Source organism: Actinophytocola xinjiangensis (assembly GCF_001921215.1).
Lineage (GTDB): Bacteria > Actinomycetota > Actinomycetes > Mycobacteriales > Pseudonocardiaceae > Actinophytocola > Actinophytocola xinjiangensis.
Genome location: NZ_MSIF01000001.1, coordinates 383,581 through 397,967, shown reverse-complemented (window position 1 = coordinate 397,967; position 14,387 = coordinate 383,581). Strand labels below are relative to the sequence as shown.

Annotated in this window: 14 protein-coding genes; all 14 read right to left on the bottom strand. The window is 73.5% G+C overall.

Going from position 1 to position 14,387, the window contains the following annotated elements:
- Positions 1–11 precede the first annotated feature (11 nt).
- The gene (locus BLA60_RS01930) at positions 12–1,697 is read right to left on the bottom strand and encodes a class I adenylate-forming enzyme family protein (RefSeq protein WP_075130910.1); all 1,686 of its coding nucleotides are present in this window, start codon (positions 1,695–1,697) and stop codon (positions 12–14) included.
- Positions 1,698–1,776: 79 nt separating this feature from the next.
- Positions 1,777–2,529 carry a helix-turn-helix transcriptional regulator gene (locus BLA60_RS01925; protein WP_075130909.1) on the bottom strand — a complete coding sequence of 251 codons (753 nt, stop codon included), beginning with the start codon at positions 2,527–2,529 and terminating at the stop codon, positions 1,777–1,779.
- 75 nt (positions 2,530–2,604) lie between these two features.
- Complete coding sequence (locus tag BLA60_RS01920) at positions 2,605–3,084, bottom strand: MaoC family dehydratase (RefSeq protein WP_075130908.1); 480 nt, start codon at positions 3,082–3,084, stop codon at positions 2,605–2,607.
- Positions 3,081–3,869 (bottom strand): enoyl-ACP reductase FabI, encoded by a 789-nt coding sequence (gene fabI, locus BLA60_RS01915; protein WP_075131451.1) that lies wholly within the window; start codon positions 3,867–3,869, stop codon positions 3,081–3,083. The genes BLA60_RS01920 and fabI overlap by 4 nt, the downstream gene beginning before the upstream one ends.
- Positions 3,870–3,877: 8 nt before the next feature.
- Positions 3,878–5,095, bottom strand: a complete 1,218-nt coding sequence (locus BLA60_RS01910; protein WP_211288559.1) for a beta-ketoacyl-[acyl-carrier-protein] synthase family protein — start codon at positions 5,093–5,095, stop codon at positions 3,878–3,880.
- On the bottom strand, positions 5,095–5,334 hold the full coding sequence (locus BLA60_RS01905) for an acyl carrier protein (RefSeq protein ID WP_075130907.1): 240 nt from the start codon (positions 5,332–5,334) through the stop codon (positions 5,095–5,097). The genes BLA60_RS01910 and BLA60_RS01905 overlap by 1 nt, the downstream gene beginning before the upstream one ends.
- Positions 5,334–5,822 (bottom strand): SRPBCC family protein, encoded by a 489-nt coding sequence (locus BLA60_RS01900; protein WP_075130906.1) that lies wholly within the window; start codon positions 5,820–5,822, stop codon positions 5,334–5,336. Before BLA60_RS01900 ends, BLA60_RS01905 begins: the two co-directional genes overlap by 1 nt.
- Positions 5,823–5,838: 16 nt before the next feature.
- Positions 5,839–7,107: an aspartate aminotransferase family protein gene (locus tag BLA60_RS01895; protein WP_075130905.1), complete on the bottom strand. Its 1,269-nt coding sequence runs from the start codon at positions 7,105–7,107 to the stop codon at positions 5,839–5,841.
- Complete coding sequence (locus BLA60_RS01890; protein ID WP_154814122.1) at positions 7,104–8,207, bottom strand: acyl-CoA dehydrogenase family protein; 1,104 nt, start codon at positions 8,205–8,207, stop codon at positions 7,104–7,106. Before BLA60_RS01890 ends, BLA60_RS01895 begins: the two co-directional genes overlap by 4 nt.
- Positions 8,208–8,242: 35 nt before the next feature.
- On the bottom strand, positions 8,243–9,892 hold the full coding sequence (locus BLA60_RS01885; protein WP_084734537.1) for an aldehyde dehydrogenase family protein: 1,650 nt from the start codon (positions 9,890–9,892) through the stop codon (positions 8,243–8,245).
- Positions 9,889–11,277: an acetyl-CoA carboxylase biotin carboxylase subunit gene (locus BLA60_RS01880; protein WP_342744693.1), complete on the bottom strand. Its 1,389-nt coding sequence runs from the start codon at positions 11,275–11,277 to the stop codon at positions 9,889–9,891. Before BLA60_RS01880 ends, BLA60_RS01885 begins: the two co-directional genes overlap by 4 nt.
- On the bottom strand, positions 11,274–11,732 hold the full coding sequence (locus BLA60_RS01875; RefSeq protein WP_245811785.1) for an acetyl-CoA carboxylase biotin carboxyl carrier protein: 459 nt from the start codon (positions 11,730–11,732) through the stop codon (positions 11,274–11,276). Before BLA60_RS01875 ends, BLA60_RS01880 begins: the two co-directional genes overlap by 4 nt.
- Positions 11,729–13,447 (bottom strand): acetyl-CoA carboxylase carboxyltransferase subunit alpha, encoded by a 1,719-nt coding sequence (locus BLA60_RS01870; protein ID WP_245811784.1) that lies wholly within the window; start codon positions 13,445–13,447, stop codon positions 11,729–11,731. Before BLA60_RS01870 ends, BLA60_RS01875 begins: the two co-directional genes overlap by 4 nt.
- Positions 13,444–14,184 (bottom strand): 3-oxoacyl-ACP reductase FabG, encoded by a 741-nt coding sequence (gene fabG / locus BLA60_RS01865; protein WP_075130903.1) that lies wholly within the window; start codon positions 14,182–14,184, stop codon positions 13,444–13,446. Before fabG ends, BLA60_RS01870 begins: the two co-directional genes overlap by 4 nt.
- Positions 14,185–14,387: the final 203 nt, after the last annotated feature.

The window sequence follows — 14,387 nt, the reverse complement described above, 5'->3', positions numbered from 1 at the left end:
ATGCCGTGCCGTCAGGTCCAGCGGCCGGTGCCGATGGCCCGTGCTCCGTCGAACAGCCGCTCGCGCATCGCCACGCGGCGGATCTTCCAGGTGGCCGTGCGCTCCCAGTCCAGCCAGTCGATGTGCACCGGGTCGGCCAGCGGGGGCAGGTCGCGGACCGCGCGGGCCCAGGCCAGCTGGTCGAGCGGCTGGTCGTCCTGGGTGCTCAGCACCGGCACCGGCAGGTCACCGCCGCGCGGCAGGATGACGATCTCCGTGGCCTGCGGCAGACGGTCGAGCAGCACGTCCTCCAGCTCCAGCGCGCTGCCGCCCTCGATGCGGTCGATCTCCCGGTCCACCAGGCGGATCGCGCCCAGCCGGCTGACCGTGCCGAGGTCGCCGGTGTTCCACCACCAGCCCCGGCACTTGGCGTCGTGGCGGTGCTGCTCGCCGACGTAGCCCAGGCAGCGGCCGGGCTGGCTGATCTCCACCACGCCGACCTCGCCCGGCGCGACCGGCTGGCCGGTGTCCGGGTCGACCGCGCGCGCCCGGCACAGGCCGGGCACCGGCCAGCCGAGGACCTGGGTGACCGGCGGGCGGACACCGCGCCGGCGCACCGACGCCCTGAGGTACGGGCGGATCACCATCGCGCCGGCCTCGCTCTGGCTCCACGACTGCCACCACACCGGCATCCGGCGCGACGAGGCGTCCAGGAACGTCCGGATGGTGCGGGTGTGGATGGCGTCGAAGGAGTTGACGTAGAGCCGCACGTTGCGGAACAGCCGGCGGGGATCGCGGGCCAGCGGCTCCCAGTGCAGGTAGATGTTGGGCAGCGTCTCCACCGCGGTCGGCGGGTCGGCGGCCAGCAGCTCGGCGACCTTGGGCGAGTCCGGGTCGGACAGCATCGTCATCCGGGGCGCCACGGTCGCCATGGCGATCATGCCGGTGGTGGTGCGCTGGTGGCAGAACGGGTCGCAGTAGGCGAGAACGTCGGAGCCGCGCAGCCCGATCAGCGGCCAGCGCTCGGCCTCGACCAGGCTCAGCGCCAGCGCCGACTCGGCCGAGTGCATCACCAGCTTCGGCACGCCGGTGGTGCCGGAGGTGTGCGTGACGACCATCGGCTCGTCGTCGGCGCGCGGCCGGAACGGGGCCCGCCCGGCGCCCTTGAGGTCGTCCAGCGACACCAGGTCGGCGCGGTCACCGGCGCCGTCGACGACGATCGTGCGCCTGGTCAGCGCGGCGACCGCCTCGGGGTCCATCCCGGCGAGCTTGAGCCGTTCCTGGTCGGCGATCAGGAACGGGCGCTCCAGCCGGCGCAGCATCGGCTGGGCGAACTCCGGCGGGTGCGTCCAGGCCAGCAGCGCGGGCACCGCGCCAAGCCGGGCGGCGGCACAGCCGAGCAGGGCGACGTCGAAGTGGTTGGCCTTGAGCACCGCCACCCGGTCCCACGGCCGGACCCCGGCCTCGTGCAGCCATTCGGCGACCTCCTCGACGAACCGCGCCCACTGCGCGTAGGTGCCGACGGTCGGGCCGGTCGGGTCGATGTCCGGGGCACGGTCGAGGGTGATGCGCTGGTAGGGGTTGCGGCTGGCGGCGCTGTTCCAGACCTCGGCGATGTTGCCGGTCGGTGGCACGCGCGAGAACGGGGTGAGCCGCCGTTTGCCTCGGGTGGGCGCGTAGCGCCGGAGGAACTCGGGAACCTCGGTTACGTGGGACATGCGGACGCTCCCTTTCACGGCGCATGATCGAGTCTGTCGCGCACACTCGGCGCGACACTTGTACGAAGGGGCTGGTGGGTCAGCCGACCGGCTGGACGGCCCTGGCCAGCTCGGAGGGCGCGAGCCCGAACATCCGTCGGGTCACGTGGGTCAGGTGGGACGAGTCGGCGAACCCGGCGGCGTGCGCCGCCTCGGTCAGCGACGCTCCGGTCGCCGCGCAGCGCAGCGCGCGTTGCAGGCGCAGCCACAGCACGTAGCGGCGGAACGGCAGGCCGAGCTCGGCGGTGAACAGGTGCCGCAGCCGGCCGGGCGACAGGCCGACCTCGGCGCTGACCTCGGTCAGCCGGACCGTGCGGTCGAGCACGGTCGGCAGGTGCGCCATGGCCTTCGTCAACGCCGGGTGCACCGCCGGGTTCGGTGGGCTGGCCGCTCCCGTGAGCGCGGTGCGCAGGCGGGTGACGACGGCCGGCGGGTCGACGTCCCGGCCGGGCACGAGGTCGGCGACCTCGGGCAGCCAGGGCGCGCCCCACGTGCGGGCGTCGGCCGTGGACCGGTGGGCCGCGGCCCGGCCGGCGGCGCTGACCGGGTCGAGCAGGACCATCACCGCGCGCGGGCTGCCCTCGGTGATCCCGTGCGGTGCGTTCGGGGGAATCGTCGCCGCCCGGCAGCGGTGCCGGTGGCCGGCGGCGTCGCGCAGGGTCACCGGGGTGTCGGCCAGCAGGACCTGGACCGCGTGGTGGGCGTGGTCGCCGGTCGCGCCGACGGCACCCACGTACAGCGTCCAGCCCGGTCCGAGGGCGCCCAGCCCCGACCAGGTGCCTCCCTCCGGCACCGGCTCCGCCTTCCCGACGGGTCAAGGTCAGCGCCATTGTGCTGGGCCGGTCGGCGGGTCGCCAGTTCATCCGGTTCATCCGGTCGGGGCCGGCACGTGCTCGGGGACGTGCATCAGCATGCGCACCTGGCCGGTCATGGCGACCGTGCCGCTGCCGGTCTCCACCACGGCGCCGAGCAGCAGTTCGGTGTAGCCGTAGACCCGGGGGGTCGCCGACACCAGCTCCACCCTGGCCCGCACCCGGTCGCCGCAGCGCACCGGCGCCTTGAACCGCAACCGGTCCAGGCCCTTGTTCACGATCAGGTCGACCTCGTCGACCGCCAGCATGCCCAGCACCATGTCCGCCAGCAGCGACACGATCAGGTAGCCGTGGGCGATGGTGGCGCCGAAGGGTCCGGCGGCGGCCCGTTCCCGGTCGACGTGCAACCACTGGCGGTCGTGGGTGAGGTCGGCGAACCGGTCGATCATGTCCTGGTCGATCGGCCACCAGTCGCTGTGGCCGAGGTGGGTGCCGACGCGGCCGGTGAGCTCGGAGAGGCGGGCGTACTGGCTCATCCGGCCAGCTCCGGGGCGAAGGCGACGGCGTGCGCGCCGCCGTCGACGTGCAGCACCTCACCGGTGACGGCCGGCAGCCACGACGAGAGCAGCGCGCACACCACCTGGCCGACCGGGGACGCGTCGTCGGCGTCCCAGCCCAGCGGGGCGTTGCGCTCCCACAGCGAGGCCAACCGGTCGGCGCCGCCGATGGCGCGCATCGCGGTGGTCCGCAGCGGGCCGGCGGCGACCAGGTTGACCCGGGTGCCCTGGGAGCCGAGCGCGGCGGCCAGGTAACGGCAGCAGCTCTCCAGACCGGCCTTGGCCACGCCCATCCAGTCGTAGCCGGGCCAGGCCTGCCGGGCGTCGAAGTCCAGGCCGACCAGGCTGCCGTGCTCCGACTTTCCCAGCAGCGGGCCGAAGGCCCTGCCCAGCGCGGCGAAGGAGTAGGTGGAGATCCGCAGCGCGGTGGCCACGTCCTCCCAGGGTGCGGTGAGGAACCCGCCGCCCATGGCCGAGGGCGGGGCGAACCCGATGGCGTGCACCACGCCGTCGACCGCGCCCCACCGGCGGTCCAGCTCGGCGGCGGTCGCGTCGACCTGCTCGGGGCTGGTGACGTCCATCTCCAGCACGTCGCACGTCCTGGGCAGCCGCTGGGCGACCAGGCGGGTCAGCGACAGCGCGCGACCGTGCCCGGTGAGCACGACCTCGGCGCCCTGCTGTTGGGCGAGTCTGGCCACCGAGGCGGCGATGGAGTTCTCGGTCAGCACCCCGGTGACGAGAATGCGCTTGTCCTGCAACAACATGTGGTGGCTCACCCCGTGACGACGACGACGGTGTTGGCACCGCCGAATCCGAACGAGTTGTTGATGGCGGCGCGGACCGGGATCTCCCTCGGCACCTTCGCCACCAGGTCGAGGTCGATCTCCGGGTCCTGGCTGTCGAGGTTCGCGGTCGCCGGGACGACGCCGTGCTCGACCGACAGCACGGTGCACACGGTCTCGATGGCGCCGGCCGCGGCCAGCGAGTGCCCGAGCGCGCCCTTCACCGACGTCACCGCCGGCCGGTCGCCCAGGACCCGGCGCAGCACGGCGGACTCGTTGAGGTCGTTGAGTTTCGTCGACGTGCCGTGCGCGTTGACGTGGTCCACGTCGGACACCCCGACCCCGGCGTCGGCCAGGGCCTCGCGGACGGCCCGCTCGACCTCAGCGCCGTCCGGGCGCGGGGCGCTGATGTGGTAGGAGTCGGTGGTCATCGCGTAGCCGCTGATCCTGGCGTGCACGTGGGCCCGCCTGGCCACGGCGTCCTCGGCGCGTTCCAGCACCACCACGCCGGCGCCCTCGGCCGAGACGAACCCGTCCCGGTCGACGTCGAAGGGCCGTGACGCCGCGCCCGGGTCCGAGCGCCGGGTGGACAACGCGCCCATCCTGGCGAACCCGGTGACGATCGTCGGGCTGAGTGCGGACTCGGTGCCGCCGGCGATGACGACGTCACACAGCCCCTGCCGCAGCAGTTCGCGGGCGGAGCCCAGCGCCAGCGAGCCGGAGGCGCAGGCGGCGCCGACGCTCCAGCTCGGACCCTTGGCGTTGAACTCGATGGCGATGCCGCCCGACGGGCTGCTCTGGCCGATCAGCGGGATCAGCAGCGGGGTCACGGCGTCGGTGCCCTGCTCGTGCAGCGCGCCGTGCTGTTGCTCGAAGGTGGCCGTCCCACCCAGACAGTTGCCGATGACCACGCCGACCCTGGTCGCGTCCCACGTGCGGTGGTCCAGGCCGGCGTCGGCGATGGCCTCCCCGGCCGCGAGCAGCGCCAGCTGGGTGCACCGCGACTGGCGCCACACCGTGCGCGGGTTGAGCAGCTCCGTCGGGTCGAAGTCCGGGACCCGGCAGCTGAAGTCCACCGGCAGCCCGGCGAGCGCCGGGTCCGGCGTGGCGGTCGGCTCGCCGCGCACGATGCGCGGCCAACTGGCCGCCACGCCGATCCCGGCCGGGCTGACCATACCCAGTCCGGTCACGGCCAGCTCGAAGCTCATCAGGAGGCGCCCTTGCCGGCGATGACGACGGCCAGCTCGGCGATGGTGTCCTCGGGTGAGACGTCGTCCTCGCGGATCTTCACGCCGAACTCGTTCTCCACGACCATGCCCAGCTCGACCAGGGCCAGGGAGTCCAGGTCCAGGTCGGTGAGCCGGGCGTCGTCCCGCAGTTCCTCCTGCGGCACGCCGAACCGGTTGACCAGCAGATCCGACAGACGGTCCTTCAGCACGGCAGACATCAGCCAACCTCCGCAATCGTGGTGTGGTGGTCCCGGTCGACCCGCAACTCGGTCTCCGGGCCGAAAACGCCTCGCAGGATGTCGCCGGCCACTCGCAGCAGCAGGCGTTCGGCGATCGGGTCCATGGCGCTGGCCAGGCTCTCGATCCCGAAGTCGTAGGTCACCTCGAACACGACCCGGCAGCCCTCGTCCTCCGGCTGCACGCGCCAGGCCCCGCCGAACTCGGCGAAGTCCCCGTCGACCTGACCGAACACGGCGGCGCGCCGGACGTGGTCGATGTTCTCCCACTGGGTCCAGCGCAGCACGCCGCGCCGGAAGGCCACCGCCCACTCGGTGTGCCGGGGCACGCCGGGGGCCGGGGGCCTGGCCTCGTCGATGGAGCGGATCTCCTCGGACAGCGCGGGAAACACGGTCGCGTCGACCAGCCGGCCGAACGCCACGTCCGGCGCCACCCACGGGACGACCGCCCACAGCTGGGTGCTTCTCATCGGGTCTGCTCCTCACTCATCGGTGCCAGCCCGCCACGGTCGCGCTGGCCCTGGCGAACGCGTCCAGCAGGAAACGCACCTCGGCGCCGTCGAGCACGGCCGGCGGGGTGAGCCGCACGGTGCACGACGAGTTGAGCGAGGTGTTGACGACCACGCCCTCGTTGTTCAGCTCGACCAGCAGTTCGGTGGCCACGTCCGGGCGGGTGAACTCCAGGCCGATCAGCAGGCCGGCGCCCCGGACCTCGCGCACCAGGCCGCCCATGGTCGAGGTGACGACCTCGCCGAGTTCGGCGCACAGCAGCTCACCGAGCGCGGCGGCCCGCTCGACCAGGCCGTCCTCGGCGATGGCCGACAGCGCGCCGAGGACCGCGGCCATGCCCAGCGGGCTGCCGGAGAACGTCGAGGTGTGCAGCAGCGGGTCGCGGTCGAACGCGGCGAACGCGTCCGGGGTGGCGAGCACGGCCGAGACCGGCATGATCCCGCCGCCGAGCGCCTTGCCGGACAGCAGCGCGTCCGGGGTGACCCGTTCGGCGTCGGCGCCCCACCAGTGGCCGAGGCGGCCGAGGCCGGTCTGCACCTCGTCGAGCACGAGGAAGGCGTCGCGGTCGTGGCAGACTCCCTGGACCTCGGCCAGGTAGCCGGGTGGCGCCAGCACGACCCCGGCCTCGCCCTGCACCGGTTCGACCACCACGCACGCGGGGGTGGGGTCGCGGCGCAGCTCGTGGTCCAGGGCGGCGGCGTCGCCGAACGGGACGTGGGTGACGTCGGGCAGCAGCGGGCGGAACGGCTCCTGGAAGCAGGGCCGCGAGGTCACCGACAGCGCGCCCAGGGTCTTGCCGTGGTAGCCGCCGAGCATCGACACCAGCCGGCGCTTTCCCTTGGTACGGGCCATTTTCAGCGCGGCCTCGACGGCCTCGGCGCCCGAGTTGGCGAAGTGGACCTTGGTCAGTCCCGGCGGCGCGACGGCCACCAGTGCCTCGGCCGCGGCGGCCACGGTCGGTTCGAGCAGCAGCCGGGTGGCGACGGGGTTGCGGGCGAGCTGGGCGGCGACCTCGGCCACCACCCTGGGGTGGCGCGAGCCCATGATGAGCACGCCGTAGCCGCCGCAGTTGAGCAGTTCACGGCCGCTGGTGGTGCGCACCCAGGCCCCGTCGGAGGACGCCTCCACCTCGCCGCCGACCAGTTCGGCCAGTGCCGCCCGGCCGCGCCCGAGGTGGGCGCGGCAGCGGCGCAGCGTCTCCTGTTCGACGTCGGGTTCCAGGCCCGGTTCGACGACGGTGCTCATGCCGGGAAGCTCTCGACGATGGCGCCGGCGGCGCTGGTGCGCGACGGCGGGTGGAAGGCGATGCCGTGTGCGGCGGCGGCCAGATAGCCGACGTCCGAGGACGACACGTACGCCATGCCGCCGAGCAGTTCGACCGCCCGGTTGACCACCCGGCCCAGCGACTCCTGGGTGGCGAACCGGGCGACCTGGACGGCGGCGAGCGCGCGGTCGACGGGTTCGTCGGCGAGCACCCGCCTGGCGACCGCCTCGGCGGTCAGGGCGGCGGACTCGATCTCCACGATGAGGTCGGCGCGGTCGGTGACCGAGCCGCGCGACTGGGCGAGCACCCGGCGTACCAGGGCGCTGACCACGCCGGTGTAGACCGCGCACACCGAGAGCTGGAAGTGCACCAGGCCGAGCATCTGCAGCGGCAGCGCCTTCTCCAGCGGCGGGTTGACCAGTTGTTCCGGCGCGAGGAGCACGTCGTCGAGCCGGACCTCGTTGCTCTCCGCGCCGGCCAGCGCGAAGCTCGACCAGAACGGCGCCACGGTCAGGCCCTCGGCGTCGGCCGGGATGAGCGCGATGCCCAGGGCGGGCGTGCCGTCGGGGCCGGGGACCGCGACGCTGGCGGTCAGCAGGTCCATCGACCCGGACAGGCTGCACGGTTTCTTCACGCCGTTGAGCAGGTAGCCGCCGTCGGTCCGCTCGGCGCGCAGGGTCGGCTCCAGGATGTTCTGCCCGCGCATCCCCTCGGCGAACCCGGAGGCGAGCAGCATCCGCTTGCCGGAGATGGCGGCCAGCAGGTCGGGGAAGGCGGCGAACTCCTGCGGGTCCTGCTCGACGGCGGCGACCAGGGTGGTCACCGAGAACTGGTGCATCATCGCGGCGACGGCGGTGGACGGGGCGAGCGCCGCCAGTTCCCGCAGCACCCGCGCGGCGTCCACAATGGACGCTCCACTGCCGCCGAACCGTTCCGGAACGACGAGTTTCGCGCCACCGCACGCCCGGAACGCCTCGATACCGGGGTTGCCGTCGGTCTCCAGCTCGGTCAGCTCGAAGCCGGCGAGGCGGTCGGCCAGCCCGGGCAGGTACTCGTCGAGCGCCCTGCGCTCCATGTCCATGAACACCACGTTGGCTCCTCGGGGGATTCGTCGGTTCAGTGCTGGCTCTCGCCGACCATCCGGCGGTAGGCCTCGAAGACCGCCTCGGACGGCCGCACCCCGGACGCGATGCTCACGCCCTGCAGGTGGGAGGTGCGCAGTGCCGGGTAGTTGGCCTCGCCGAACACACCGCCGGTCAGGCCGGTGCCGCCGTGGGTCGGCAGGTACGGGACGAAGCCGATGTGCGAGTCGTTGACCTTGAGGATGCCGCCGTTGCCGACCCGGCGGACGAACTCGTCGACCACCCGATCGTCACCCGACCACAGCGAGTTGCGCAGGCCGTAGCGGTTGCTGTTGACGAACTCGATGACCCGGTCCAGCAGGACGTCCTCGTCGACGCCCTCGGTGATGTCGTCGGGGACCACGACCGGCAGCAGCGGGAAGAACGTCTCCTCGCCGACCATCCTGATCCGCCGGCAGCCCTCCAGCCCGTCGATGCGCAGCACCGTGGGTTCGAGGAACATGCCGGTCTCCGACGGTGTCCCGTCGACCTCCAGCCGGCGGGTGCCGCGCACCAGCCGGGCGCCGTGCTCCAGGGCCTCGGTGACGAAGGCGAAGAACTTCTCGGTCCGCAGTACCGGCGACAGCAGCGCGTTGGGCTCGTCGGGATAGCCGGGCCGCACGTCGGCCAACGCGGTGTCCAGCCGGGCCAGCAGCTCGTCGGCGACCCGGGGGTGCACGACGACCTGGTTGGGCACCATGCAGATCTGGCCCGACCCGTAGAAGGACTCGCACAGCGCCTCCACCGCCAGGTCGAGGTCGGCGTCGTGCCACACGACGACGCAGTCGTTGCCGCTGAGCTCCAGGATCGGTTTCTTGCCCGACTCGACGCACCGGCGCTCGATCTCCTGGCCGCGCTCGACACCGCCGACGTAGAGCACGTCGTCGACCAGGGGGCTGGCGATCCACGCGTCCAGCGCGACACCGGGCCGCGAGCAGAACACGTTGAGGGTGCCGGGCGGCGCCCCGGCGTCGGCCAGCACCGGCGCGATGATCTCCCGCAGTACGTGCATCACGCCCAGCGGCGCGCTGCGCGGCGCGCGGATCACCACGGCGTTGCCGGCGACCAGCGCGAGACAGCCGAACAGCGCCCCGGCGGTCGGCGCGTTCTGCGGCGGGTTGACACACACCACCCCGTCGGCGACCCGGCGCAGCAGCACCCGCCGGGGGCCGACGGTGAACTCCCGGGACATCTGCTCGGCGCACCAGGACAGGGTTTCCTCGCTGCACGTCGCCAGCACACCGGCGACCTGCCACTCGGCGAGGCGGCGCGGTGAGCCCTCGGCGATGAGCAGGTCCACCAGCTCCACGTGTCGCAGCCGGATCTCCTCACGGATGCGCGCCATGCCGTCGAGGCGGTTCCGCAGCGGGGACGCCGCCCACACCGGCGCGGCGGCGGCCGCGGCCTTGAGCGCGTCGCGCACGACATCCGGGCCGGCCAGCGCACACCGGCCGACCACCCGGCCGGTCACCGTCGCCGGGTCGACCAGGCCCTGCTCCAGTTCGCGTTTGAGCCGCACGCTGCCCAGCACGTCCTCCAGGAACGCCCGGGAGTCGACGGTGTAGACGTGCCGGTCGGACACCACGTCCTGGCCGTTGACCAGCGACGGGTGGTCCAGGCCGGTCAGCGGGACGATGCCGGTCATGGCGCGACCTCCGGGGCGGCACGCAGCGCTCCGTGGTCGTCGAGATGGCGCGCCAGGAAGTCCACGCTGTGGCGGTCGGCGCGGAAGACGGGGTGGTCCACCAGCTGGCGGTGGAAGCCGATGGTGGTGGTGACGCCGGCACAGTCGAACTCGGTCAGCGCCCGCGCCATCCGGTCCAGCGCCTCGTCCCTGGTCGGGGCGTGCACGATGACCTTGGCCAGCAGCGAGTCGTAGAACGGGGGCACGTGGTGGCCGGGGTGGACGTGGGTGTCGACCCGTACACCGTCGCCGGCCGGCGGGGTGAACCGCACGACCTCGCCGACCGAGCCGCGCCAGCCGTCGGCCGGGTCCTCGGCGTTGACCCGGCACTGCACCGAGTGGCCGGAGAGCACGACGTCGTCCTGGGTGAACCCGAGCGGCTCGCCGGCGGCGACCCGGATCATCTGCTCGACGATGTCGATGCCGGTGCGGACCTCGGTGACCGGGTGCTCGACCTGGATCCGCGGGTTGAGCTCGATGAAGTAGAACTCGCCGGCCTGGTCGACGAGGAACTCCACGGTGCCCGCGCTGTGGTAGCCGACCGAGCGCGCCAGGCCGACCGCGGTCTCGCCGATCCGGCGCCGCAGGTCCTCGGTCAGCACGCCCGAGGGTGACTCCTCGACGAGCTTCTGCCAGCGCCGCTGCACCGAGCAGTCCCGCTCGCCGAGGTGCACGACGGTGCCGTGCCGGTCGCCGAGCACCTGGACCTCGACGTGCCGGGCGCCCGGCACGAACCGCTCCAGGTGCACCCGGCCGTCCTGGAACAGCGTGCGCGCGTTGTGCCGCACCTCGGGGAAACTCCTGACCAGCGCGTCCCGGTCGGCGACGACGGCGATCCCGCGCCCGCCCCCGCCGGCGGCGGCCTTGAGGATCAGCGGGTAGCCCAGTGTCTCGGCCTGACGCAGGGCGTCGTTGAGGTCCTCCAGCGGGTCCTGGGTGCCCGGCGGCAGCGGCACCCCGGCGGCCGCGGCCGCGTTGCGGGCGGCGACCTTGTCGCCCATCAGGCCGATCAGCTCGGCGGGCGGCCCGATGAACGTGATGCCAAGTTCGGCGCAGCAGCGGGCGAACAGCGCGTCCTCGGACAGGAAGCCGTAGCCGGGGTGGACGGCGTCGGCGCCGGTGCGGGCGCAGGCGTAGAGCACGGCGGGGACGTTGAGGTAGCTGTGCTCGGCCGCGCCAGGGCCCAGGGTCACGGTCTCGTCGGCCAGCCGCACAGCCGGGGTGTCGCGGTCGGCCTCGGAGTGCGCGACCACGGTGGCGATGCCCAGCCGCTGGCAGGTGCGCAGCACCCGCAGGGCGATCTCGCCCCGGTTGCAGATCAGGATCTTGTCGAACACGGCGCTCACGCCGGTTCGACGGTGAACAGGGGCTGGCCGTGCTCGACGACCTCGCCGTTGGTGACGTGAATCGTGCGCACCACACCGGCCCGGTCGGCGACGACGTCGTTCATCATCTTCATCGCCTCGACGATCGCCAGCCGCTGCCCGACCTCCACCCGGTCGCCGGCCTCGACGAACGGCGGCGCGCCCGGCTCCGGCGCCCGGAAGAACACGCCGACCAGCGGCGCGGACATCACGTGCCCGTCGAGGTCGGCCTCCGGCGGTGGTGCCGGCGGCAGTGGCGCCCCGGTGATCGTCACCGGCGCCGCGCCGGCCTCGATCTCCAGCCGCAGTTGGCCCAGCGACAGCGCGATGCGCCGCACGCCGGTGGTGTCGACCAGCCTGGCCAGGTCCCTGGCCTGGCCGAGCAGCACGGTGAACCGCTCGTCGGTCATCGGGAACGGTTTCTCGTTCGTGGTCACGGCATCGCCTTCCCAGCGGTGACGGTGTCGGACACCGGGCCACGGAACCGGGCCTGGCGCGCGTCCAGCACGACGTCGATCGGTGTGCGGGACAGTTCGGTGAGGTGGCGGTACAGCGCGTGGCGTACCGCCTCGGCGGTGGCGGCGTGGTCGGTGTGCGCACCGTCGCCCGGCTCGCCGAGCAGGTCGTCGACGACGCCGAAGCCGCGCAGGTCGCGGGCGGTCAGCCGCAGGCCGGCGGCGGCCCGCGCGGCCTGGTCGCTGTCGCCGAACAGGATCGTGGCGCAGCCCTCCGGGCTGATCACCGAGTAGACGGCGTGTTCGAGGGCGAGCAGCCGGTCGGTCACCCCCAGCGCCAGCGCGCCGCCGCTGCCGCCCTCGCCGGTGAGCACCCCGATCACCGGCACCCGCAGCCCGGCCAGGGTGGCCAGGCACTCGGCGATGGCGCCGCTCTGGTTGCGTTCCTCGGCCCGGATCCCCGGGTACGCCCCGGGGGTGTCCAGGAAGGTGACGACCGGCAGGCCGAACCGTTCGGCGTGGCGCATCAGCCGCACGGCCTTGCGGTAGCCGGCCGGGCCGGGCATGCCGAAGTTGCGGGCGACGTTCTCGGTGGTGCCCCGGCCCTTGCGGTGCCCGATCAGCACGACCGGCGCGCCGGCGAACCGGGCGAGCCCGGCGGCGACCGCCGGGTCGTCCTCGTCGCACCGGTCGCCACGCAGCTCGACGAAGTCGTCGAACAGCAGGCGCAGGTAGTCGTCGAAGTGCGGTCGGTCGGGGTGGCGGGCGAGCCCCACGGTGGTCCACGCGTCCGGGGCGGTACGGCCGGGTTCGGGTCGCGGCGCGGGCAGCGGCGGGCGCGGCTGGGCCGGCACGTGCAGGCCGAGTACCCGGCCGAGGAACGCGCGCAGCTCCTGGCGCGGCACGACGGCGTCGACGTGCCCGTGGGCCAGCAGGAACGCCGAGGTCTGGAAGCCGGGCGGCAGCTCCTGGCGGATGGTCTGACTGATCACCTTCGGGCCGGCGAAGCCGACCCGCGCGCCGGGCTCGGCCACCACGAGGTCACCGAGGGTGGCGAAGGAGGCCGACACGCCGCCGTAGACCGGGTCGGCCAGCAGCGACACGAACGGCACGCCGGCCGCGCGCAGCCGGGCCACGGCGGCGGCGGTCTTGGCCATCTGCAGCAGGGAGAAGATGCCCTCCTGCATGCGCGCGCCGCCGGAGGTCGAGCAGATCACCAGCGGGATCCGTTCGGCCAGCGCGAGTTCGGCCGCGCGGGTGACCTTCTCCCCCACGACCACGCCCATGCTGCCGCCCTGGAAGCGGAAGTCCAGCACGCACACCGAGATCCGGTGCCCGTCGACGGTGCCGCTGCCGCAGACGGCCGCCTCACGCAGGCCGGTGCGTTCGGCGAGGGCACGCAGCCGTTCGGGGTAGGGGCGGGCGTCGACGAAGCCCAGCGGGTCCGCCGGGGACAGGTCGGCGGCGGTCTCGGTGAAGCTGCCGGGGTCCAGCAGCGCGGCCAGGCGTTCGTGCGCGGTGAGGCGGAAGTGGTGGCCGCAGCGCGGGCACACGCCGACGTGCGCGGCGAGTTTGTCCCGGTGCAGGGCCACCGCGCAGCCGGGGCAGCGCGTCCAGGTGCCGGCCGCGACCTCGTCCAGGCGGCGCAGCAGGTCTCGTCGGCGCTGGTCGATCCGGCGCTCACGCTCGTCGTTCACAGGATCATCCCGCCGTCGATCCGGATGACCTGGCCGACGAGGTAGCCGGCGCGCGGGGAGACCAGGAACGAGGCCAGCTCGGCGACCTCCTCCGGTTCGCCGAAGCGGCGCAGCGGGATCAGGTCGAGCGCCCGGTCGCGGTGCTTGTCGGCGAGGCCGGCGGTCATGTCGGTCTCGATGAACCCCGGGGCGATGGCGTTGACCCGGACACCGAAGCCGGCGACCTCGCGGGCCAGTGACACGGTCAGCCCGTTGATGCCGGCCTTGGCGGCGGCGTAGTTGCTCTGCATGGCGTTGCCGGAGATCCCGATCACCGACGACACGTTGACCACCGCGCCGGCGCGCCGGCGCATCATGCCGTAGACCACCGCCCGGCACATGGAGAACGTGCCGGTGAGGTTGGTCGACACGACCGCGTCCCATTCGGCGAGCGGCATCCGGAACAGGGCGTTGTCCCGGACCACGCCGGCGGAGTTGACCAGCGCGGCGACCGGCCCGAGTTCCTCCTCGGCGTGCTCGGTGAACGCCCGCGCCGCGTCGTGGTCGGCGACGTCGCAGACCTCGTGCAGGCAGCGGGCGCCGTGTTCCTGGACCATCGCGCGGGTCTTCTCCGCGTTGTCGTCCAGCGACCGCGAGCAGAAGGCGATGTCGAACCCGTCGGCGGCGAGACGGACGGCGATCGCCCGCCCGATCCCGCGCGACGCACCGGTCACGACGGCGCACGGACGCTCCGTCATCGTGGTCTCCTTCTCCGCCGATGGGCCGCGATGGGTCCCAAGTGGACTCGGCGGGAGCACCGCCGACAGGTCCACAGACCGCCGCCGGCCGGCGGCGGATACGTCCGCGCGCCGATTCCCGCCATGTATCCGGTTCGGGGCCGGTGGGGTCTGTGGGAGTGCCGCACGAGCCCGCAGAGCAGGAGCGCTCCCGCGATGACCCA